Consider the following 22,049-nt stretch of genomic DNA (forward strand, 5'->3'; position numbering starts at 1 on the left):
GATTAACGTACCTTCAGCGTTGCCAGGCCAATCAGCACCAGCATCAGCGAAATAATCCAGAAGCGCACAATGACGCGCGGCTCCGGCCAGCCTTTCAGTTCATAGTGGTGGTGAATCGGTGCCATACGGAAGATGCGCTGGCCGCGCAGCTTGAAGGAACCGACCTGCAAAATCACCGACAGGGTCTCAACCACAAACACACCGCCCATAATCACCAGCAGGAACTCCTGACGCAGCAGCACGGCGATAATGCCCAGCGCGCCGCCCAGTGCCAGTGAACCGACGTCGCCCATAAAGACCTGCGCCGGATAGGTGTTGAACCACAGGAAGCCCAGCCCCGCGCCGACAATCGCCGTACAGACGATCACCAGCTCACCAGCGTGTCGCAGGTACGGGATGTGCAGGTAGTTTGCAAAGTTCATGTTACCGGTCGCCCACGCCACCAGCGCGAAACCGCCCGCGACAAACACGGTTGGCATGATGGCCAGGCCGTCCAGACCATCGGTCAGGTTGACGGCGTTGCCGGTGCCGACGATTACAAAGTAAGCCAGCAGAATGTAGAACAGCCCCAGCTGCGGCATCACGTCTTTGAAGAACGGCACCACCAGCTCGGTGGCCGGGGTGTCTTTTCCTGCCAGGTAAAGCGCGAAGGCCACACCCAGCGCAATTACCGACATCCAGAAATACTTCCAGCGGGCGATCAAACCTTTGGTGTCTTTGCGCACGACTTTGCGGTAGTCATCAACAAAACCGATGATCCCGTAGCCAACCAGAACGGTCAGCACGCACCAGACGTAGGGGTTAGACGGATAAGCCCACAGCAGAACGGACACCACAATCGCGGTCAGGATCATGATCCCGCCCATGGTCGGCGTACCGCGCTTGCTGAAGTGTGATTCCGGACCATCGTTGCGTACAACCTGGCCGAAAGAGAGTTTTTGCAGACGGGCAATCATGCGCGGGCCCATCCACAACGAGATGAACAGCGCAGTCAGCAGGCTGACGATGGCGCGAAACGTCAGATAGGAAAAGACGTTAAAGCCTGAATAATATTTGACCAAATGTTCGGCCAGCCAAACTAACATGTCCCGTTCTCCTGTAATGCGTGCACAACCTCTTCCATGGCGGCACTACGTGAACCTTTAACTAAAACAGTCACAATCTGTTTTTCTGTAATCAATGCCTTCAGGCGTTCGATCAGTGCAGATTTATCGGCAAAATGTTCGCCAACTTCACTGGCATCGGAAATGGCCTTGCTCAGCGTGCCTGCGCTCAGTACGCGGTCAAGCCCGGCAGCTTTCGCCGCTTCGCCAACCTGTACGTGGCAGGCTTCGCTTTCATCACCCAGCTCGGCCATATCGCCCACAACCATCACGCGATAGCCCGGCATCTCAGACAAGACCTGCACGGCCGCCGTCATGGAGCCGACGTTAGCGTTGTAGGAGTCATCCAGCAGGAGTTTGTTTTCAGCCAGCTGGATCGGGAACAGACGCCCCGGCACGGCTTTTAAATTTGCCAGACCAGTTTTTATCGCAGCATGTGAAGCCCCTACCGCCATTGAGAGCGCTGCCGCAGCAAGCGCATTGGCGATGTTATGACGACCCGGCAACGGCAGCAGCACGTCGATGTCGCCCGTTGGGGTCAGGAGGGTGAACTCGGTGCCGTGTGACGTCACATGAATGTTGGTCGCCGAAAAATCACTGATTGCCGCATTCGGGGAGAAGCGCCAGGTTTTGCGTGAACCAATGATGCTCTGCCAGTTCAGCCAGTCATTGTTATCGGCATTCATAATGGCGATGCCGTCATCCGGCAGGCCGGTATAAATTTCACCTTTCGCTTTCGCCACACCGGCCAGCGAACCAAAACCTTCAAGATGTGCCGCCGCCAGGTTATTCACCAGCGCCGCTTCCGGACGCGTCAGGCTCACGGTCCAGGCGATTTCGCCCTGATGGTTAGCCCCTAACTCAATCACCGCATATTCATGCTCGTGGGTCAGGCGCAGCAGCGTCATCGGTACACCGACGTCATTATTAAGGTTGCCCGCCGTATAAAGCGTGTTTCCGCACTGGCTAAGGATCGCCGCCGTCATCTCTTTAACGGAGGTTTTGCCCGACGAGCCCGTCAGCGCCACGACGCGTGTTGGCACCTGCTGGCGAACCCATGCCGCCAGCTCACCAAACGCCAGGCGCGTATCTTTCACCACAATCTGCGGCAAATCGATATCGAGCTTACGGTTGACCAGCAGCGCACCCGCGCCGTTATCTTTAGCCTGTTGCGCAAAATCGTGGGCGTCAAAACGTTCACCCTTCAGCGCCACAAACAGGCAGCCCGCCGTCACCTTACGGGTGTCGGTGGTCACAGCCTCGATGGTCTGATCCTGACCATGCAGCATCCCCTGCAATACCGCAGCGGCCTGGCTTAACGTAATGCTAATCATGCCACCACTCCCAGCAGACGCGCTGCCGTCACGCGGTCGGAGTAATCCAGACGACGATTGCCGACGATCTGATAATCTTCATGACCTTTACCGGCCAGCAGAACCACATCGTTCTCCTGCGCCTGCATAATGGCGTTAGTCACGGCCTCCGCACGGCCTTCGACCACGCGCGCACGCCCAGCATCCAGCATGCCCGCCAGAATGTCGTTGATAATGGCCCTCGGCTCTTCGGTACGCGGGTTGTCATCGGTCACCACGGGAATATCCGCGAACTGCTCAGCGATGGCGCCCATCAGCGGACGTTTACCCTTGTCGCGATCGCCACCGCAGCCAAACACGCACCAGAGCTTGCCTGCGCAGTGCAGACGCGCCGCTTCCAGCGCTTTTTCCAGCGCATCCGGCGTATGGGCGTAATCCACGACCACCGTCGGCTTGCCCGGCGCACTGAACACTTCCATGCGGCCACAGACCGGTTGCAAACGCTCAGACGTTTTCAGCAGATCCACCATCGGGTAATCCAGCGCCAGCAGCGTCGCCAGCGCCAGCAGCAGGTTACTGACGTTGAAAGCCCCCATCAGGCGGCTTTCAATTTCACCTTCGCCCCAGGTGGAAGCAAAGCGGATCGTCGCCCCGCTATCGTGGTAGTTCACTTCGACTGCCTTCAGCCAGCGGCCACGACAGTTCGGATTAATGCGATCTTCCATCGACACCGCCACCGCATCTGGCAGTTTTTCCAGCCAGCGGCGACCGACTTCGTCGTCGGCGTTAATGATCGCCTGCCCGTGGTGGTGAATGGAATAAAGCAGCCATTTCGCCGCTTCGTAGTGCTCCATATCACCATGATAATCAAGGTGATCGCGGCTCAGGTTTGTAAAGACAGAGGCGGCAAATTTCAGTGCCGCCACGCGATGTTGTACCAGACCATGGGAGGAGACCTCCATCGCCGCGAAGGTCGCCCCCTGCTCTGCAAGGCCTGCCAGCACACGCTGCACGTCAACCGCCGAGCCTGTAGTGTTTTCCGTCGGGCTTACTTTGCCCAGAATACCGTTCCCCACCGTGCCCATGACGGCACCGGTTTCACCCAGCAGCTGAGCCCATTGTGCCATCAGCTGAGTGGTGGTGGTTTTTCCGTTGGTTCCTGTCACGCCAACCAGCTTTAACTGGTCGGAAGGTTCGTTGTAAAAACGCCCTGCCAGCGCGGAGAGACGCTCATTCAGCTGGCTGAGATAGATGACCGGCACGCCGTGCATTTCACGGATCTCACCGTCTGTTGCCTCATCTTTGGCCTCAGCAATAATGGCAGCAACACCTTGCGCAATCGCCTGCGGGATATAACGACGCCCGTCCGCCTGATGACCTACCACTGCCACAAAAAGATCGCCAGAAGCCGCTACGCGGCTATCCAGTACCATCTCTCGCAGTGCTCGCGCAGGTAGCATAGGCACCCACGGAGCAAGAAGGTCGCGCAAATTACGATCTGCCACCTGTTCCCTCGCCTTGATTAATTACAAATTCATTTTTTTCGCCCGTCGCCAGCGCATCCGGTTCAATGTTCATGGTGCGCAACACGCCGCCCATAATAGCCCCGAACACAGGCGCGGAGACGGCGCCGCCGTAGTATTTACCCGCCTGCGGATCGTTGATGACGACCACCAGCGCAAAACGCGGATTGCTTGCAGGCGCTACGCCTGCGGTATAGGCAATGTATTTGTTGATATAGCGGCCGTCCGGCCCCACTTTTTTCGCTGTACCGGTTTTGATGGCGATACGATAGCCCTTAATCGCAGCCTTCACGCCACCACCACCGGGCAGCGCGACGCTTTCCATCATATGTACGACGGTACGGACGATAGATTCCGGGAAAACACGTTCCCCCGGAACCGGTGGATCAACTTTGGTGATCGACAGCGGGCGATAAATGCCATAGCTGCCAATCGTTGCGTAGACTCGCGCTAACTGTAAGGGAGTTACCATTAGCCCGTAGCCGAAAGAGAAGGTGGCCCTCTCTATGTCAGACCACCGTTGTTTTTGAGGATATAAGCCACTGCGTTCTCCGACCAACCCCAAATTGGTCGCCTTTCCCAGCCCAAAACGTGAGTAAGTATCTACTAACGCTGAGGACGGCATCGCTAACGCCAGTTTTGACACACCGACGTTACTCGACTTCTGTAAGACCCCGGTCAGGGTCAGTTCGCTGTAACGTGCCACGTCTTTTATTTCGTGGCCGTTAATTCGATAAGGGATCGTATTCAGAACGGTATTTTCGTTGACGATGCCCCGCTGTAGAGCCGTCATCACCACCATAGGTTTTACGGTTGAACCGGGTTCAAACACATCGGTGATGGAGCGGTTACGCATCGCATCTTTTGCTGTACCGGCAAAATTATTCGGGTTGTATGAGGGACTACTGGCCATCGCCAGCACTTCACCTGTCGCCACATCCACCAGCACGGCACTGCCCGATTCCGCCTTGTTAAACGCGACGGCGTTGTTCAGCTCACGATAGACCAGCGCCTGCAAGCGCTCATCAATACTCAGGGCCAGGTTGTGCGCGGCCTGGCTGTCTGTCGAGGAAATATCTTCAATGACGCGACCATAGCGGTCTTTACGCACGATTCGCTCGCCAGGCTGGCCGGTAAGCCACATGTCGAAGCTTTTTTCAACGCCTTCAATCCCCTGGCTATCCACGTTGGTGAAGCCAATCAGGTGCGCGGTGACTTCGCCGGAAGGATAATAACGGCGGGATTCTTCCCGCAGATGAATGCCGGGCAGCTTGAGTTTTTTAATGTAGTCAGCCATATCAGGGTTCACCTGACGGGCAAGATAGATGAAGCGCCCTTTCGGGTTGGCGTTAACGCGTGACGCCAGCTGATCCAGCGGCATTTTCAACGCGTCTGAGAGCGCCTTCCAGCGGTTATCAAGGGTGATCCCGCCTGCGTCATGCAGCTCTTTAGGATCGGCCCAGATCGCCTTCACCGGTACGCTCACCGCCAGCGGGCGGCCGGAGCGGTCGGTGATCATCCCACGAGAGGTAGAAACTTCCTGCACGCGCAGAGAACGCATATCCCCCTGACGCACCAGCATGTCAGGCGCGATGATTTGTATCCACGCCACGCGTCCCAGCAGGAAACCCAGCGCCAGTAAAATGCAGCCGCAAAGCAACGCAAAACGCCAACTGATAAAGTTGGCCTGTTCTTCCTGGCGTTTTGGTTTAAGCGTTTTTGCCGCTGCTTTCATGCGTCGCGTTTTCCCTTATTTTTGTACTACGATATTTTCCTGCGAAGGATCAACATGCTGTAATTGCAGTTTTTCCGTTGCGATCCGTTCAACCCGGCTGTGATCGCCGAGCGCGTTTTCTTCAAGGATCAGATTTCGCCATTCAATATCCAGCGCATCGCGTTCCAGTACCATCTGTTCGCGCTGCGCAGTTAATAAACGGGTATGGTGAGCGGTGGTTACCACCATGACTGCCGTCACAATGATGCAAATGAACAAGCAGAGTGGCAGCTTCCCAAACCGCAAAAGATCGTCGCCGATCACGCCAGGCAAGGCATGGCGCTCGTTGCTTCCTAACGATCCCTTAACTTTGCTTAGGGTCTCTGTCACTCTGCTGATCATGCGTTCGTCCTCTCTGCAATACGCAGCACTGAACTACGGGCACGTGGATTCTCTGCCACCTCTTCTTCGCCCGGCATCAACTTGCCTAATGCTCGCAACTGACGGCCTCCCAGCTTTCTGAGTTGTTCTTCCGTCATCGGCAGCCCAGCTGGAACCTGCGGACCGCGGCTCTGTTCACGCATAAAGCGCTTAACGATGCGATCTTCCAGCGAATGGAAGCTGATGATGGATAACCGCCCACCCGGGGCCAGCACGTCGAGCGAGCTTTTTAGCGCCAGCTCTATTTCCTCCAGTTCACTGTTTACCCAGATACGAACCGCCTGGAAGGTACGGGTCGCAGGATGTTTGTGCTTGTCCTTCACTGGCGTTGCCGCCGCGATGACTTCTGCCAGCTCTTTGGTACGGGTCATTGGCTCAACGCGGTTGCGCTCCACGATGGCGCGCGCAATACGTTTGCCAAAGCGTTCTTCGCCGAAGGTTTTGATCACCCAGGCAATATCCGCTTCGTCAGCAGTTTGTAACCACTCGGCGGCAGACTGGCCGCGGGTGGGGTCCATACGCATATCCAGCGGACCGTCGCGCATAAAGGAGAAGCCGCGTTCTGCATCATCAAGCTGTGGTGAAGAGACACCAAGATCGAGGAGGATCCCGTCGATTTTGCCGGTCAGGCCGCGCTCGGCGACATAATCCGCAAGCGCAGAGAAAGGTCCATGCACGATGGAAAAGCGAGGGTCATCGATGGTTTGCGCAACGGCAATCGCCTGCGGATCGCGGTCAATTGCCAGCAGGCGCCCTTCCGCTCCAAGCTGAGAGAGGATCAAACGCGAGTGGCCACCGCGACCAAAAGTGCCATCAATATAGATGCCATCTGGACGAATATTCAGGCCGTTAACGGCCTCATCCAGCAGCACCGTTGTATGTTTATAATTTTCCATCATATTTATAGAGACAAGTCCTGCAGCCGTTCCGATAATGTTGCGGAATCAGACTGCTCAGCGTCGATATCTTCCTTGACCTGTTGATACCAGGTCGTTTCGTCCCACAGTTCAAACTTGTTGAACTGCCCGACCAGCATCACTTCTTTAGTCAGACCGGCATGTTGCCGCAACACAGGCGCAATCAATAATCGCCCGGCGCTATCCATCTGACATTCACTGGCATGTCCCAATAACAACCGCTGTACGCGGCGTTCCTGCGGGTTCATGCTCGACAGTCGCGACAGCTTTTGCTCAATGATTTCCCATTCAGGCAAAGGATAAAGCAGCAGGCAGGGGGAGTTGATGTCAATGGTGCAAACCAGTTGACCCGAAGCGTTCTCAATCAGCTGGTCACGGTATCGGGTTGGTACCGATAAACGCCCTTTGCTGTCGAGATTGACTAACGTTGCTCCACGGAACATGCCAGCCTCACCCCTCCTCACCACTTTAACCCACAAATTCCCACCTGAAGGAGTTTACGGAGCGAGGGAAAAGCTTGTCAAGCCAGGACTCTCTCTGTACGGACCCGAAAGCATCCTATTTACAGAGCAAGAGTGACCTGGCTAATAACTAAACAACTGGCGAGGCAAAATTAACGTTATGAATATTTGTAAGAAAAAAACCGAATATGCACACGAGCGTTAAGACTCACTCAATATCATCGCAGGGAAATATAAAGTGTCAGTTTGCGACGCGGGCAGCATTTTAAGGCATATCGCCGGGGGATAACAGCACCAGTTTAATCCCGAGGCAATATGGATTCGTTCGTGTGCATTGAGGCCTGGAGGGAGAGTGAAAAATGGCTGAATATTCATCGGCTGGCGCCTGTTTGTAACAAAACAATACAAAGAAATGTCAGTCAAAAATTTATAATTGTGCTTTTTAACACCAAAATGGATTCAGAAAAATAGCAGGCTATGAATCTTAGAGATAAATCCTAATTTTTATCCGGGAATTATTTATCGCAATAAATTCGCCGCAAAAGGGGCAGTTATACCGCCCCTGTGGAAATATTAATGGCGGCTCAAAATTCCGCGCCGATAGAGATTACGTTTGATACGCGTAAGCCCGGGTTTCGGCTTGCGGGGTTCATCCAGGCTTGCCAGAACAATCTCCAGCACGCGCTCGGCGACGTCACGGTGACGCTGAGCCACGGCCAGCACTGGACATTGCAGGAAGTCGAGCAGTTCGTTATCACCGAAGGTAGCAATCGCCAGATCGGATGGCAGCTTGCCATCGCGACGTAACGTCACGTCCATCACTCCCTGCAACAGAGCAAACGAGGTGGTAAACAACGCCTGCGGCATCGGGTGCGTTTCCAGCCATTTCTCGAACAGCTGGGCAGCCGCTTCGCGCTCATAACTGTTGGCATAGAGATAATGAACGTCACGCGGATCGTCTTTCCATGCCGTACGGAACCCTTGTTCACGCAGGAAGCTTACCGAAAGTTCAGGCAAAGCGCCAAGATACAGCACCGTTTCAGCCGGGAAGGTACGCAGCTCGGCAGCCAGCATTTCTGCATCGTCCTGATCGGCACCCACGACGCTGGTGAAATGTTCACGATCGAGCGCACGATCCAGCGCCACTATCGGGAACGGATCGTTCGCCCAGCGCTGATAGAACGGATGCTCGGGTGGTAAAGAGGTCGACACGATGATGGCATCAACCTGACGTTGCAGCAGATGCTCAATGCAGCGCATCTCGTTGTCGGGCTGATCCTCGGAGCAGGCAATCAACAGCTGATAGCCCCGCTGACGAGCCTGACGTTCCAGATAGTTGGCGATGCGGGTATAGCTGGTGTTTTCCAGGTCCGGGATCACCAGGCCAATAGAGCGGGTGCGCCCGGCACGTAAACCTGCGGCGACAGCATTCGGATGGTAATTATGCTCACGAACGACTGCCATCACTTTCTCAACGGTCTTATCGCTGACACGATACTGCTTTGCTTTACCGTTAATCACATAGCTGGCCGTGGTTCTCGACACGCCGGCGAGCCGGGCGATTTCATCCAGTTTCACAATTGCCCCTCAAAAAAAGAAAAGAGTCCATGGCCCTGTCAAGGTTATGGTTAAATATTTTAACATCTAAACGCAGAATAGCCTTCACGGCAACCGCTTTTGTCTGCGTTGTCGGCGGATTACGCAAAAAAAAGCCCGGCTTTGGCTACCGGGCTGAAAGAGGCGAACCTATTGCGCTACTCACGCATGATTTTATCGCCGCGCGAGAGGCCAACAACGCCAGAGCGCGCAACTTCAACAATTTTTGCCACATCCCTGACAGAGGCCAGGAAAGCGTCCAGCTTATCGCTCGTTCCGGCAAGCTGGACAGTATATATAGAAGGCGTGACGTCAATAATCTGCCCACGGAAAATATCCGTGTTGCGCTTGACCTCTTCACGGCCGTAACCGCTGGCCTGAATTTTCACCAGCATCACTTCACGTTCGACGTAAGCACCCTGCCCCAGCTCGCTGACGCGCAGTACGTCAACCAGCTTGTGTAATTGCTTTTCGATCTGCTCAAGCACTTTCGCATCGCCGACAGTCTGGATCGTCATGCGCGAGAGCGTAGGATCATCGGTCGGTGCCACGGTCAGGCTTTCAATGTTATAGCCGCGCTGGGCAAAAAGCCCAATAACCCGCGACAGTGCGCCCGACTCATTTTCCAGTAATACAGATAATATCCGGCGCATATCAGGTTCTCTCCGTTTTGCTTAACCACATTTCATCCATACCACCGCCACGAATATGCATCGGATAAACGTGCTCTGTGCCATCGACGATAACGTCCATGAAGACGAGGCGATTGTTTTTAACGTGCTCAAGCGCTTCGCCGAGCTTCGCTTCCAGCTCTGACGGATCGGTTACCCGCATGCCAATATGACCATAGGCTTCAGCCAGACGGACAAAGTCCGGAAGTGATTTCATATAGGACTGAGAGTGACGGCCCGAATAAATCATATCCTGCCACTGTTTTACCATGCCGAGGTAACCGTTATTCAGGTTCAGCACTAGCACTGGCAGTTCATATTGCAGCGCAGTAGAAAGTTCCTGAATATTCATCTGTATACTGCCGTCACCCGTTACGCAGATAACCGTTTCGTTTGGCAACGCCAGCTTTACCCCCAGCGCGGCGGGCAAACCAAAGCCCATCGTGCCGAGCCCGCCTGAGTTGATCCAGCGACGCGGTTTATCAAACGGGTAATACAGCGCAGCAAACATCTGATGCTGGCCCACGTCAGAAGTGACATACGCATCGCCATTGGTCAGACGCCAGATCGTCTCGATCACCGCCTGCGGTTTGATGTTCTCACTTTGCGTGTCGTATTTAAGGCACTGACGGCCACGCCATTGCTCGATTTGTTGCCACCAGTCGCGGATCTCGTCCAGCGGTTGAGAGGCGGTCTCCTGCGCCAGCAGATCCAACATTTGATCCAGCACCTGTCGTGCGTCTCCCACGATCGGCACATCCGCCGGCACCGTTTTAGAGATAGAAGTAGGATCGATATCAATGTGCAGCACCGTCGCATTCGGGCAGTATTTCGCCAGGTTGTTCGTGGTGCGATCGTCAAAACGCACGCCGACGGCAAAAATCACGTCAGAATTGTGCATCGTCATATTGGCTTCGTAGGTGCCGTGCATACCCAGCATGCCCAGCGCCTGCCGATGCGTGGCAGGGAATGCCCCCAGCCCCATCAGTGATGACGCGACAGGAAGATTAAGCTTCTCGATCAGTTCGCGTAGTTGCGTTTCGCAGGCTGCATTGACGGCGCCGCCCCCCACATAGACCACCGGTTTTTTCGCAGACAGCAGCGTTTGAAGCGCACGTTTAATCTGTCCTTTGTGCCCTTGCGTGGTCGGATTATACGAACGCATGCTCACCGACTCAGGCCAAAGGTAAGGCAGTTTATTCCCCGGATTGAGAATATCTTTTGGCAGATCGACAACCACTGGCCCAGGACGACCGCTGGCGGCCAGCCAGAAGGCTTTTTTCAGTACGCCCGGGATATCTTCAGTTTGTTTAACCAGAAAGCTGTGCTTCACCACGGGGCGTGAGATCCCCACCATGTCGCACTCCTGAAACGCATCATAGCCAATCAGCGACGTCGCCACCTGTCCGGAAAGAATGACCAGTGGAATAGAGTCCATATACGCAGTCGCTATGCCGGTAATGGCATTGGTCGCCCCCGGCCCGGAAGTGACCAGCACAACACCCACTTCGCCCGTGGCGCGGGCCAGGCCGTCAGCCATATGCACAGCAGCCTGTTCATGACGAACCAGAACATGATCAATACCGCCTACCGTGTGCAGCGCGTCATAAATATCGAGAACCGCGCCTCCGGGATAGCCGAACACTTGTTTCACGCCCTGATCGATAAGCGATCGGACGACCATTTCCGCGCCAGACAACATCTCCATGCTTTGCCTCCAGGCTTTTGTTATAGACGGTCTACAGAATTCATTTCCGCGCCGTCTTCTGACAGGGTAAACCCATCTTATAATGTGCAGAGTGATGGATACCTTAACCGCTCGTTATGAGGCAGGCAATTAGCAAACGGGATGCGGGAATGGGCAATAAAAGCAGAAAAAACAGCTGACAGACATGAATATGGTGAATTCGTCTGGTATGAGTGGAGACAATAATAATTCATCTCTTAAAAAGAGGATGGATCAGGAAATCATCTATTTTTGAGCATGCATAAGTAACTGAAAAAATGAACACAGAACATAATATCGCCAGTTTTAAAAACCGCAGAATAAACCGCATGACGCCATGCGGTTTATTCACCAGAACCTAGCGACGGCAAATATTGATCAGCAGCTCTTCCATCCACTGATGCCCTTTATCCCGACCCGCAGCCTCATGCCAGGAAAGATAACAGGTACGGCTATTAAGCTTGAGCGGCAGAGGTAAAATTTGCAGATTCAGTGAATCGGAGAACTCTTCAGCAAGCCAGCGCGGCGCAATAGCGACTAACTGCGTCTGAGAAACGACATTTAATACACTGACCATGGCCATTCCCTGATAAGCCACGCTGGCTTGTTTATCGGCGGTGTCATACCACGGCTGACTGAATGAGGCATATCTGTCAAGAGCAACAACGGCGTGTTGCTCACTGTAAACATCGCTTTCACGCAGCGGCGAATTCATACGGGGATGTTTTTTACTGGCGACTAACACCATTTCGTCTTTGAACAACGGAACACAGGCAAACTCTGGACGGCGGAACTCTTCGTATCCCAGAACAAACTCTGTTTCCTGATAACGAAGCTGGTGTTCAGTGTTTTGATTTAATGATGATTTAAAAACGAGATGAATATTTGGGGCGATCTGTTCAACTTTATTATATATAACAGACGTCAAATAATTATCTAACGGACTGCAAACACAGAGATGGAAAACCCGCTCACTGCTTAAGGGTTCAAAGCCCGAACCGGGAAGTTCATTTTGAACTAGCTGTAGCGCCTGACGAATCGAACCGAATAGCTGGAATGCACGCGCTGTGGGCTGAATTCCCCTCCCATAACGAACGAATAACTCGTCGTTAAACATCACCTTAAGTCTGGCTACGGCATTACTCACGGCAGGCTGAGACATTCCCAGAGATTGCGCTGCTCGCGTAATATTCTGCTCCTGCATCACTGCATCGAATACAGTTAACAAGTTAAGATCCACTGTGCGTAACTGAGGCTTAACCCCATCATAAGTCTGTGGTTGGTTAATATTATTTTCTGGCATTTCTGACTCCACCGTCACGCTAAATTCCCTTTGCCCAGGTACAGTAATAACTTCGAAAAATATGATTTACCATGCATATACAACAAGCGAAAGGAAATTATTTAAAATTCGGAATATATAAAGAGCCCCATTCACCGAGCGGCTTTACGCACCCCATAAATGAAGAGTTAAAAATCGTTCAAAAGATATCTCAAACTTTATTGTGAGCATGAAACCATAAACCAGACAAATACACAATCAACGCTCTCATTAATAATGACTTAAGCGTTATTAAACTATTAATAGTATACAACGCATATTCATTAACAAATTGATATCAATTTTGATAACTTACTTACCCGTAAATCATTCATGAAGTTTATAAATCAATGATATGAAACACATTCCATTTCATAGCATGTTGGTGAAAATAGTATGTTCAATTGCTACCAATTATATTCAAATTATTCCAGAGATGAATCCCCAGTCCAATAATAGACAATAAAATCGGTTAGCCACGCAAAAACCAGCACAATTAGCTAATGTATTCTCCCTGCGTTGGGTCTCCGTTTTGTCCGGGAGGGGTTGACATGAGTCGGCGTATCCAGTACCACTAAAAGCATATCGCATTCACCTGGAGCAGGATTCATGATTCGCACCCTTCGTTTCACCGGTCTACTACTACTAAACGCATCCACTGTGCGCGGTAGACTGGCGGGCGAAATTCAGCGTTGAATCGTCTTCAGTAAAACTAAAAACCCGCGCCACTGCGCGGGTTTTTTTATGCTCGTAGCAAGGCGCCCTAAGACTGACAAGGACCTAACCCATGAGCCAGCAAGTCGTTATTTTCGATACTACTTTACGTGACGGTGAACAGGCATTACAGGCGAGCCTGAGTGTTAAAGAAAAACTGCAAATTGCGCTGGCCCTGGAACGCATGGGTGTAGACGTAATGGAGGTCGGTTTTCCTGTCTCCTCGCCGGGTGATTTTGAGTCAGTGCAGACCATCGCCCGCACCATCAAAAACAGCCGCGTGTGCGCTCTGGCTCGCTGCGTTGAGAAAGATATCGATGTGGCCGCGGAATCCCTGAAAGTTGCAGAAGCTTTCCGTATCCATACTTTTATTGCCACCTCCCCCATGCACATTGCAACCAAGTTGCGCAGCACGCTGGATGAAGTGATCGAACGTGCGGTGTATATGGTTAAACGGGCGCGTAACTACACTGACGACGTGGAATTTTCCTGTGAAGATGCAGGCCGCACGCCGATTGACGATTTGGCCCGTGTAGTGGAAGCCGCTATTAATGCCGGAGCCAGAACCATCAACATCCCGGATACCGTCGGCTACACCATGCCGTTTGAGTTTGCCAACATCATTACCGGTCTGTATGACCGCGTAACAAATATTGATAAAGCCATTATCTCTGTACACACCCACGATGACCTGGGTCTGGCCGTTGGCAATGCTATCGCGGCGGTGCACGCCGGCGCGCGTCAGGTAGAAGGCGCGATGAACGGCATCGGCGAACGCGCAGGCAACTGTTCGCTGGAAGAAGTGATCATGGCGATCAAAGTGCGCAAAGACATCATGGACGTGCACACACGCATCAATCACAACGAAATCTGGCGCACCAGCCAGACCGTCAGCCAGATTTGCAACATGCCGATTCCGGCCAACAAAGCGATTGTCGGTACGGGCGCGTTCGCTCACTCTTCCGGTATCCACCAGGATGGGGTGCTGAAGAACCGTGAAAACTACGAAATCATGACTCCGGAATCCATCGGTCTGAACCAGGTTCAATTGAACCTGACCTCACGCTCTGGTCGCGCGGCAGTGAAGCACCGTATGGAAGAGATGGGCTACAAGGACAGCGATTACAACATGGATCAGCTGTACGACGCCTTCCTGAAGCTGGCGGACAAGAAGGGCCAGGTGTTCGATTACGATCTGGAAGCGCTGGCATTCATCAACAAACAGCAGGAAGAGCCAGAGCACTTCCGTCTGGACTACTTCAACGTCCAGTCCGGCTCAAGCGACATCGCCACCGCCTCCGTTAAGCTGGCCTGCGGGGATGAAATTAAAGCGGAAGCCGCCAACGGCAACGGCCCTGTGGATGCCATTTACCAGGCGATTAACCGCGTCACTGAGTACGACGTAGAGCTGGTGAAATACGACCTGACGGCTAAAGGGCACGGTAAAGACGCCCTGGGTCAGGTGGATATCGTCGTCAATTATAACGGTCGCCGCTTCCACGGTGTGGGTCTGGCGACAGATATCGTCGAATCCTCCGCGAAAGCGATGGTGCATGTCCTGAACAACATCTGGCGCGCCGCCGAAGTCGAAAAAGAGTTGCAACGCAAAGCTCAGAATAAAGAGAACAACAAGGAAACCGTGTGATGTCGAAGAATTACCATATTGCTGTGTTGCCGGGTGACGGTATTGGCCCGGAAGTGATGGCACAGGCGCTGAAAGTACTGGAAGCCGTTCGTTCGCGTTTTGCGATGAAAATTACCACCAGCCACTACGATGTGGGCGGTATTGCAATTGATAACCACGGTACGCCATTGCCGAAAGCCACTGTGGAAGGCTGTGAAAATGCCGATGCCGTGCTGTTTGGCTCCGTGGGCGGCCCTAAGTGGGAACATTTGCCGCCAGCAGAGCAGCCGGAGCGCGGTGCGCTGCTGCCGCTGCGTAAACATTTCAAACTGTTCAGCAACCTGCGTCCGGCGAAGCTGTACCCGGGGCTGGAAGAGTTTTGCCCGCTGCGCGCGGATATCGCGGCCAACGGTTTCGACATTCTCTGCGTGCGTGAGCTGACCGGCGGCATCTACTTCGGTCAGCCAAAAGGTCGCGAAGGCAGCGGTCAGCATGAGAAAGCGTTTGATACCGAGGTCTATCACCGTTTTGAAATTGAACGTATCGCCCATATCGCGTTTGAGTCAGCGCGCAAACGCCGCCGTAAAGTGACCTCGATTGATAAAGCGAACGTGCTCCAGTCTTCCATTTTGTGGCGCGAAATCGTCAGTGAAGTCGCTAAGCAGTACCCGGACGTTGCGCTGTCGCATATGTATATCGACAACGCAACGATGCAGCTGATCAAAGATCCGTCTCAGTTTGACGTGTTGCTGTGCTCCAACCTGTTCGGCGATATTCTCTCGGATGAATGCGCCATGATCACTGGCTCCATGGGCATGCTGCCCTCCGCCAGCCTGAACGAAGAAGGCTTTGGCCTGTACGAACCGGCGGGGGGCTCCGCGCCGGATATCGCAGGCAAAAACATCGCCAACCCGATTGCGCAGATCCTCTCCCTGGCTCTGCTGCTGCGCTACAGCCTGGATGCAGGCGATGCAGCAACCGCAATTGAAAACGCCATTAACCGGGCGTTAGAAGAAGGCGTCCGTACCGGTGATTTAGCACGCGGCACGGCGGCAGTCAGTACCGATGAAATGGGCGACATCATTGCCCGCTATGTCGCTGAAGGGGTGTAATCATGGCTAAGACGTTATATGAGAAGTTGTTTGATGCGCACGTTGTTTACGAGACGCCAGACGAAACCCCACTGTTGTACATCGACCGTCATCTGGTACACGAAGTGACGTCTCCTCAGGCATTTGACGGCCTGCGTGCGCACAAGCGCCCGGTGCGTCAGCCGGGTAAAACCTTTGCCACGATGGATCACAACGTTTCCACCCAGACCAAAGACATTAATGCATCTGGCGAGATGGCGCGTATCCAGATGCAGGAGCTGATTAAGAACTGTAACGAGTTTGGCGTGGAGCTGTACGATCTGAACCACCCCTATCAGGGCATCGTCCACGTAATGGGGCCTGAACAGGGTATTACCCTGCCGGGCATGACCATTGTCTGCGGCGACTCCCACACCGCGACGCACGGCGCATTTGGCGCCCTGGCGTTCGGGATTGGCACCTCTGAAGTGGAACACGTTCTGGCGACGCAGACCCTGAAGCAGGGCCGCGCCAAAACCATGAAGATTGAAGTGAAGGGGAAAGCCGCGCCGGGTATCACCGCGAAAGATATCGTGCTGGCGATTATCGGCAAAACCGGCAGTGCAGGCGGTACCGGTCACGTCGTTGAGTTCTGCGGCGACGCTATTCAGGCGCTGAGCATGGAAGGTCGTATGACCCTGTGCAACATGGCCATTGAGATGGGTGCCAAAGCAGGCCTGGTGGCCCCAGACGACACCACCTTCAACTATGTGAAGGGGCGTCTTCATGCGCCGAAAGGACAGAATTTTGACGACGCGGTTGCGTACTGGAAAACCCTGAAAACGGACGAGGGGGCAATTTTTGATACCGTTGTGACGTTGCAGGCGGAAGAGATCGCCCCGCAAGTCACCTGGGGCACCAACCCGGGCCAGGTCATTTCCGTCAACGACAGCATTCCTGACCCGGCTTCCTTCGCCGATCCGGTCGAGCGCGCGAGTGCGGAAAAGGCGCTGGCCTATATGGGGCTGAAACCCGGCGTACCGCTGACCGACGTGAGCATTGATAAAGTGTTCATCGGCTCCTGCACTAACTCCCGTATCGAAGATTTACGCGCTGCGGCAGAAATTGCAAAAGGCCGCAAAGTGGCACCGGGCGTGCAGGCGCTGGTTGTGCCGGGCTCCGGTCCGGTGAAAGCCCAGGCGGAAGCGGAAGGTCTGGATAAGATCTTTATCGAAGCAGGCTTCGAGTGGCGCCTGCCCGGCTGCTCCATGTGTCTGGCGATGAACAACGACCGCCTGAATCCGGGCGAGCGCTGTGCCTCCACCAGCAACCGTAACTTTGAAGGCCGTCAGGGCCGCGGTGGGCGCACCCACCTGGTCAGCCCGGCAATGGCCGCCGCTGCGGCAGTCACCGGTCATTTCGCCGATATTCGCAGCCTGAAATAAGGAGACAATCATGGCAGAGAAATTTACCCAACATACGGGCCGTGTTGTCCCGCTGGACGCCGCTAACGTCGATACTGACGCGATCATTCCTAAACAGTTTTTGCAGAAAGTGACGCGCACGGGTTTTGGGGCGCATCTGTTCAACGACTGGCGCTTCCTCGACGATAAAGGCGAAGTGCCGAACCCGGAGTTCGTCCTGAACTTTCCGCAATACAAAGGCGCCTCCATTCTGCTGGCGCGGGAAAACTTTGGCTGCGGATCGTCGCGTGAACACGCGCCATGGGCATTGACCGACTACGGTTTTAAAGTGGTTATCGCCCCAAGCTTCGCGGATATCTTCTACGGCAACAGCTTCAACAACCAGCTGCTGCCGGTGACGCTGAGTGACGAACAGGTCGATGAACTGTTTGCGCTGGTGCAGGCAAATCCGGGGATGTCGTTTGAAGTGGATCTGGAAGCAGAAGTGGTGAAAGCCGGTGACAAGACCTACAGCTTTAGCATTGATGCGTTCCGTCGCCACTGCATGCTGAACGGTCTGGATAGCATTGGCCTGACGCTGCAACACGAAGAGGCTATCTCCGCCTACGAGAAAAAACAGCCTGCGTTTATGGGCTAAAGGCAATGGCCCGCAGGGCGCGGGCCATTGATAAGGGTGCGTTGAGGCGTAACCACTCTGGAGAGGCGGGGAAACTTTCCCCGCCAATACCGCTAACGTTTTGCTTCGTAAGCCAACACTGCCGCCAGCTCTGTTTTCTCCTGTCTGAAGTGCAGCTCACACAGCGAGTCACGCACCATCCAGGTGAAGATCAACAACGTCGTACAGATCAGAAACAAACCTAACAGCAGAGTACGTTTTGGCATTCCAGCCTCCTTATTGCTTTTCGGCAATGAAGAGACTAACCTCGCAATGTTGGTTGTGAAGTTGGTCTCCCCATCATTTTTTTGATGTGGGACTCTCCACTGTTTGCCTCTTGCGAAAGCCTGAGGCAAACAGCCTCAAGCACCCGTCACGCACTCTATGCGCCTTCTCTGCTCCTGTCAGAAAATCGTTTCATTTCGTGAAGCCGCCTTCCAGAATCAAACGTCTTTAACCCGGCACGTTAACACAAGCGTGATGACCGAAATCGCTGCGATCACCCAGTACACGGATGCATGTCCATAGCTTTGCGACAGCGCCCCCTGAATCACCCCTGCCAGAATCACGCCGGTAGAGATACTGTTAGTAAACAGCGTGGTCGCGGAGCCTGCTCGCCCCGGCATTAAATCCTGGAACCAGAGCATGCCGATCCCGGCAACGATTCCGATAAATACCGCGTTAAATAGCTGTAACGCCAGCAAAGCTTCCCGCGAATGGAAAAGGATTAACCCCGCGTAGAACACCACCCCAGCCGCCACGGCGACGACCATCATCCGACGCTTTCCGAAACGTTTTACGTAGTAACCCGCCAGAATCATCGCCGGGATCTCCAGCCCGGCAGCGGTGCCCATCAGGATCCCCGCGAGCTTGTCGGGCAGTCCCAGATCGCTGCTGATCCACAGCGGCATATCGATAATGTACATGGTGTTGCAGGTCCACATCAGCGTGGAGGCGATAAACAACATGCGGACGTTTTTATCCTGCCAGCCGCTTACCTGGGTGATGGGCTTGTCCGTCACCTGCTCTACGCGCGCCACCGATGGCAGCACAAAGGCTATCAGCGCCAGGCTGATGGCAAAAATTCCCGCGGCGATGGTGAACATGACGGTGAAACCGTAGTTCAGCGCCAGCATGAACGCCAGCGGGGGGCCGATGACCCATGCGAGAGAGAGCTGCGCACGCATCACCGAGCTGAACATCACCACTTCCCGCGCCGAGTTGTCGGCGTACTCCCGGGCCAGAGCGAAGAGCTGCGGCATGGCGGTGTTCGCCAGAGAGGCCAACAGCACGCCACAGGTGATAAGCGTCAGGTAGTGACGATTAAAGGCAAACAGCAACGCGTTGCCCACGGCCATGGCGCAACAAAAGAGGATCAGCTTGCGGCGATCGCCCTGGCTGTCGGATCGTTTCGCCAGCCACAGGCTGACGAGGATCCCGGCAATGGCGTTGACGGTGTAGAACAGGCCTACCCAAAATGGCTGCGCCCCAACCTCACGACTGAGAAACAGGCTCAGCGTCGGCGCCTGTAGCGCACCGGCCACGCCCATCATGAAGGCCACCAGCATAAAAGCGGCGTACACGCCGTTCAGGCGTCGCCCCATCGTCATCAACCAGAGCATGCGCAAGTCCTTATGAAAGCGAATCGAAATTGGGTGAAATAGTAAACGAAAAAAGCCAGCAAAAACATTTTGCTGGCGGGTGATTAGCACCAATACTCAGTCACACATGATCGAGGCGAGTTAGCGAGAAGAGGTCGGTTTCGTAACGTCCCACTGCATCAGATCTTCCAGTATTCTCAGCCGCTGCTCTGCGCACTGGCGGGCCAGCCAGGACACTCCCTTTGTCGCTGAAAAATAGTGCTGATAAAACTGACGTGCGGTAGACCTCTTCATAATTTACCTCCTCGCTTCATCGATAAGGATTATTGGCTTAATATAGGGATTAATAAATTGCTGATTTTTTGTCAGGAGTTCCTCTTTTATGCCTTCTGGTCGTCTGCAACAACAATTTATCCGCCTCTGGCAGTGCTGCGAGGGGCAATCGCAGGAGACCACGCTGAACGAGCTGGCTGAGCTCCTCAACTGCTCCCGGCGTCATATGCGTACCCTCCTTAACACCATGCAGCAGCAGGGCTGGCTAAACTGGGAGGCCGAAGCCGGACGCGGTAAGCGCTCGCGCCTGACTTTCCTCTATACCGGCCTGGCGTTGCAGCAACAGCGGGCGGAGGATCTGCTGGAGCAAGACCGCATCGATCAGCTGGTCCAGCTGGTGGGCGACAAAGCCGCCGTGCGCCAGATGCTGGTCTCGCATCTGGGACGCAGCTTTCGTCAGGGACGCCACATTCTGCGAGTGCTTTACTATCGCCCAATGAAAAATCTGTTGCCCGGTACGGCGTTACGTCGCTCTGAAACCTACATGGCCCGGCAGATTTTTAGCGGCCTGACGCGGATAAATGAGGAAAACGGGGAACTGGAAGCGGATATTGCCCATCACTGGCAACAGGTGTCTCCGTTGCACTGGCGCTTCTTTTTACGTCCCGGCATTCATTTCCACCATGGACGCGAGCTGGAGATGCGCGACGTTATCGACTCCTTAGAGCGCGCCCGCACGCTGCCGCTCTACTCGCATATCGCGCGGATCCACTCCCCAACGGCATGGACGCTGGATATTGAGCTATCGCAGCCGGACAAATGGCTTCCGTGGCTTCTGGGCTACGTGCCCTCGATGATCCTGCCTGCCGAGTGGCGATCCCTGAACAATTTTTCCAGCCAGCCGATTGGTACGGGCCCCTACTCCGTTTCACGGAACAACAGTAATCAGCTGAAGATCCGCGCCTTTGATGATTACTTTGGCTATAGGGCGCTGATCGACGAAGTCAACGTCTGGGTGCTACCGGATCTCAACGAAGAGCTGAGCGCAGGCCTGACGCTGGAAGGGCCAACAGCCGGTGAAAAGGCGTTCGAAAGCCGCCTGGAGGAGGGCTGCTATTACCTGCTCTTCGATAGCCGCAGCCATCGCGGGGCGAATCACGACGTACGCAGGTGGATCAGCCATGTTCTGGCGCCCGCTAACCTGATTTATCACGCAGAGGAGCAATACCAGACCTGGTGGTTCCCGGCCTATGGCCTGCTTCCGCGCTGGCACCATGCGCAGCCAGTACGCAGTGAAAAACCTGCCGGACTGGAGACCATCACCCTCAGCTACTATCGCGATCACATTGAACACCGGTTTATCGCAAGGATCATGAGTAAGCTGCTGGCAGCCGAGGGCGTGACGCTGGCGATACAGGAAGTGGACTATGATGAATGGCACCGTGGAGATGTTATCAGCGATATCTGGCTCAACAGTGCGAACTTCACGCTGCCGCTTGATTTTTCGCTCTTCTCTCACCTGTATGAAGTGCCCCTGATTCAGCACTGTATCAATCGGGACTGGCAGCGAGACGCCGCACGGTGGCGGGCAGGAGAAATGGATCTGGCCGCCTGGTGTCAGGAGCTGCTGGCCGGGCAGACGATCGTACCGTTGATTCACCACTGGCTGCTGATCCAAGGGCAGCGCAGCATGCGCGGCCTGCGAATGAATACCCTGGGCTGGTTTGATTTTAAATCCGCGTGGTTTGCGCCGCCGGAGCCATAACGCTTTCGTAATATTCACCAAATCATTACAATAGCGCCGTTCTCAACGGGGTGCTGCATCACTGATGTGCGCTGAGATAATACCCGTCGAACCTGATCCGGATAACGCCGGCGAAGGGATTTGAGGCTGTCTCTCAA

Annotated in this window: 19 protein-coding genes and 1 riboswitch; of the genes, 5 read left to right on the forward strand and 14 right to left on the reverse strand. The window is 54.3% G+C overall.

Annotated features, from left to right (window positions below; genetic code table 11):
- Positions 1–2: 2 nt before the first annotated feature.
- The 11 genes from mraY to leuO form a co-directional block, all read right to left on the reverse strand.
- Complete coding sequence (gene mraY / locus C3451_RS06160; protein ID WP_003856353.1) at positions 3–1,085, reverse strand: phospho-N-acetylmuramoyl-pentapeptide-transferase; 1,083 nt, start codon at positions 1,083–1,085, stop codon at positions 3–5.
- A complete protein-coding gene (gene murF / locus C3451_RS06165) occupies positions 1,079–2,437 on the reverse strand; it encodes a UDP-N-acetylmuramoyl-tripeptide--D-alanyl-D-alanine ligase (protein ID WP_045622473.1) in 1,359 nt (452 codons plus the stop codon). The genes mraY and murF overlap by 7 nt, the downstream gene beginning before the upstream one ends.
- The gene (gene murE / locus C3451_RS06170; protein WP_045622475.1) at positions 2,434–3,921 is read right to left on the reverse strand and encodes a UDP-N-acetylmuramoyl-L-alanyl-D-glutamate--2,6-diaminopimelate ligase; all 1,488 of its coding nucleotides are present in this window, start codon (positions 3,919–3,921) and stop codon (positions 2,434–2,436) included. Before murE ends, murF begins: the two co-directional genes overlap by 4 nt.
- The gene (ftsI, locus tag C3451_RS06175) at positions 3,908–5,674 is read right to left on the reverse strand and encodes a peptidoglycan glycosyltransferase FtsI (RefSeq protein WP_124304254.1); all 1,767 of its coding nucleotides are present in this window, start codon (positions 5,672–5,674) and stop codon (positions 3,908–3,910) included. Before ftsI ends, murE begins: the two co-directional genes overlap by 14 nt.
- 15 nt (positions 5,675–5,689) lie before the next feature.
- A complete protein-coding gene (ftsL, locus tag C3451_RS06180; protein ID WP_003856363.1) occupies positions 5,690–6,055 on the reverse strand; it encodes a cell division protein FtsL in 366 nt (121 codons plus the stop codon).
- Positions 6,052–6,993 carry a 16S rRNA (cytosine(1402)-N(4))-methyltransferase RsmH gene (rsmH, locus tag C3451_RS06185; protein ID WP_003856366.1) on the reverse strand — a complete coding sequence of 314 codons (942 nt, stop codon included), beginning with the start codon at positions 6,991–6,993 and terminating at the stop codon, positions 6,052–6,054. The genes ftsL and rsmH overlap by 4 nt, the downstream gene beginning before the upstream one ends.
- Before the next feature lie 2 nt (positions 6,994–6,995).
- Positions 6,996–7,454, reverse strand: a complete 459-nt coding sequence (gene mraZ / locus C3451_RS06190) for a division/cell wall cluster transcriptional repressor MraZ (protein ID WP_014830641.1) — start codon at positions 7,452–7,454, stop codon at positions 6,996–6,998.
- Positions 7,455–8,045: 591 nt separating this feature from the next.
- Positions 8,046–9,050, reverse strand: coding sequence for a catabolite repressor/activator (gene cra / locus C3451_RS06195; protein WP_003856369.1), 1,005 nt, complete (start codon positions 9,048–9,050; stop codon positions 8,046–8,048).
- Between the two features lie 176 nt (positions 9,051–9,226).
- Positions 9,227–9,721, reverse strand: a complete 495-nt coding sequence (gene ilvN / locus C3451_RS06200) for an acetolactate synthase small subunit (protein WP_001252742.1) — start codon at positions 9,719–9,721, stop codon at positions 9,227–9,229.
- Between the two features lies 1 nt (position 9,722).
- Positions 9,723–11,447, reverse strand: a complete 1,725-nt coding sequence (ilvI, locus tag C3451_RS06205) for an acetolactate synthase 3 large subunit (RefSeq protein WP_045308063.1) — start codon at positions 11,445–11,447, stop codon at positions 9,723–9,725.
- Positions 11,448–11,823: 376 nt separating this feature from the next.
- Entirely contained in the window at positions 11,824–12,768 is a 945-nt protein-coding gene (leuO, locus tag C3451_RS06210; protein ID WP_022647036.1) for a transcriptional regulator LeuO, read from the reverse strand.
- A gap of 805 nt (positions 12,769–13,573) precedes the next feature.
- Between leuO and leuA the strand changes: the two genes are divergently transcribed.
- From leuA to leuD, 4 genes are read left to right on the forward strand one after another with little or no spacing between them, the layout of a single operon-like run.
- Positions 13,574–15,145, forward strand: coding sequence for a 2-isopropylmalate synthase (gene leuA / locus C3451_RS06220; RefSeq protein WP_045622482.1), 1,572 nt, complete (start codon positions 13,574–13,576; stop codon positions 15,143–15,145).
- Positions 15,145–16,236, forward strand: a complete 1,092-nt coding sequence (gene leuB, locus C3451_RS06225) for a 3-isopropylmalate dehydrogenase (RefSeq protein ID WP_022647034.1) — start codon at positions 15,145–15,147, stop codon at positions 16,234–16,236. Before leuA ends, leuB begins: the two co-directional genes overlap by 1 nt.
- Positions 16,237–16,238: 2 nt before the next feature.
- Positions 16,239–17,639 carry a 3-isopropylmalate dehydratase large subunit gene (gene leuC, locus C3451_RS06230; RefSeq protein ID WP_038415324.1) on the forward strand — a complete coding sequence of 467 codons (1,401 nt, stop codon included), beginning with the start codon at positions 16,239–16,241 and terminating at the stop codon, positions 17,637–17,639.
- Positions 17,640–17,649: 10 nt separating this feature from the next.
- Complete coding sequence (gene leuD / locus C3451_RS06235; protein WP_045622483.1) at positions 17,650–18,255, forward strand: 3-isopropylmalate dehydratase small subunit; 606 nt, start codon at positions 17,650–17,652, stop codon at positions 18,253–18,255.
- Positions 18,256–18,347: 92 nt separating this feature from the next.
- On the opposite strand, the gene C3451_RS06240 is transcribed toward leuD, so the two are convergent.
- The 3 genes from C3451_RS06240 to sgrT all read right to left on the reverse strand — a co-directional run bounded on the left by C3451_RS06240 (position 18,348) and on the right by sgrT (position 20,168).
- Entirely contained in the window at positions 18,348–18,500 is a 153-nt protein-coding gene (locus C3451_RS06240) for a Hok/Gef family protein (RefSeq protein WP_010427008.1), read from the reverse strand.
- Positions 18,501–18,716: 216 nt separating this feature from the next.
- Complete coding sequence (locus tag C3451_RS06245; RefSeq protein ID WP_022647031.1) at positions 18,717–19,895, reverse strand: sugar efflux transporter; 1,179 nt, start codon at positions 19,893–19,895, stop codon at positions 18,717–18,719.
- Between the two features lie 120 nt (positions 19,896–20,015).
- Complete coding sequence (gene sgrT, locus C3451_RS06250; RefSeq protein WP_003856388.1) at positions 20,016–20,168, reverse strand: glucose uptake inhibitor SgrT; 153 nt, start codon at positions 20,166–20,168, stop codon at positions 20,016–20,018.
- Positions 20,169–20,256: 88 nt separating this feature from the next.
- Here sgrT and sgrR point away from each other — a divergent pair, with 88 nt between their 5' ends.
- The gene (sgrR, locus tag C3451_RS06255; protein WP_124304255.1) at positions 20,257–21,912 is read left to right on the forward strand and encodes an HTH-type transcriptional regulator SgrR; all 1,656 of its coding nucleotides are present in this window, start codon (positions 20,257–20,259) and stop codon (positions 21,910–21,912) included.
- Between the two features lie 36 nt (positions 21,913–21,948).
- A riboswitch (TPP riboswitch) is annotated at positions 21,949–22,049 on the forward strand.

The sequence above is a fragment of the Enterobacter sp. 301B genome (assembly GCF_003850715.1).
Lineage (GTDB): Bacteria > Pseudomonadota > Gammaproteobacteria > Enterobacterales > Enterobacteriaceae > Enterobacter > Enterobacter intestinihominis.

What these genes read in the sequence shown, in the direction of transcription:
- mraZ (WP_014830641.1), bottom strand. Translation starts at nt 7,454, where the DNA reads ATGTTCCGTGGAGCAACGTTAGTCAATCTCGACAGCAAAGGGCGTTTA.
- sgrT (WP_003856388.1), bottom strand. Translation starts at nt 20,168, where the DNA reads ATGAAGAGGTCTACCGCACGTCAGTTTTATCAGCACTATTTTTCAGCG.
- C3451_RS06240 (WP_010427008.1), bottom strand. Translation starts at nt 18,500, where the DNA reads ATGCCAAAACGTACTCTGCTGTTAGGTTTGTTTCTGATCTGTACGACG.
- sgrR (WP_124304255.1), top strand. Translation starts at nt 20,257, where the DNA reads ATGCCTTCTGGTCGTCTGCAACAACAATTTATCCGCCTCTGGCAGTGC.
- ftsI (WP_124304254.1), bottom strand. Translation starts at nt 5,674, where the DNA reads ATGAAAGCAGCGGCAAAAACGCTTAAACCAAAACGCCAGGAAGAACAG.
- leuA (WP_045622482.1), top strand. Translation starts at nt 13,574, where the DNA reads ATGAGCCAGCAAGTCGTTATTTTCGATACTACTTTACGTGACGGTGAA.
- leuB (WP_022647034.1), top strand. Translation starts at nt 15,145, where the DNA reads ATGTCGAAGAATTACCATATTGCTGTGTTGCCGGGTGACGGTATTGGC.
- leuC (WP_038415324.1), top strand. Translation starts at nt 16,239, where the DNA reads ATGGCTAAGACGTTATATGAGAAGTTGTTTGATGCGCACGTTGTTTAC.
- C3451_RS06245 (WP_022647031.1), bottom strand. Translation starts at nt 19,895, where the DNA reads ATGCTCTGGTTGATGACGATGGGGCGACGCCTGAACGGCGTGTACGCC.
- ilvI (WP_045308063.1), bottom strand. Translation starts at nt 11,447, where the DNA reads ATGGAGATGTTGTCTGGCGCGGAAATGGTCGTCCGATCGCTTATCGAT.
- leuO (WP_022647036.1), bottom strand. Translation starts at nt 12,768, where the DNA reads ATGCCAGAAAATAATATTAACCAACCACAGACTTATGATGGGGTTAAG.
- rsmH (WP_003856366.1), bottom strand. Translation starts at nt 6,993, where the DNA reads ATGATGGAAAATTATAAACATACAACGGTGCTGCTGGATGAGGCCGTT.
- ftsL (WP_003856363.1), bottom strand. Translation starts at nt 6,055, where the DNA reads ATGATCAGCAGAGTGACAGAGACCCTAAGCAAAGTTAAGGGATCGTTA.
- murF (WP_045622473.1), bottom strand. Translation starts at nt 2,437, where the DNA reads ATGATTAGCATTACGTTAAGCCAGGCCGCTGCGGTATTGCAGGGGATG.
- leuD (WP_045622483.1), top strand. Translation starts at nt 17,650, where the DNA reads ATGGCAGAGAAATTTACCCAACATACGGGCCGTGTTGTCCCGCTGGAC.
- ilvN (WP_001252742.1), bottom strand. Translation starts at nt 9,721, where the DNA reads ATGCGCCGGATATTATCTGTATTACTGGAAAATGAGTCGGGCGCACTG.
- mraY (WP_003856353.1), bottom strand. Translation starts at nt 1,085, where the DNA reads ATGTTAGTTTGGCTGGCCGAACATTTGGTCAAATATTATTCAGGCTTT.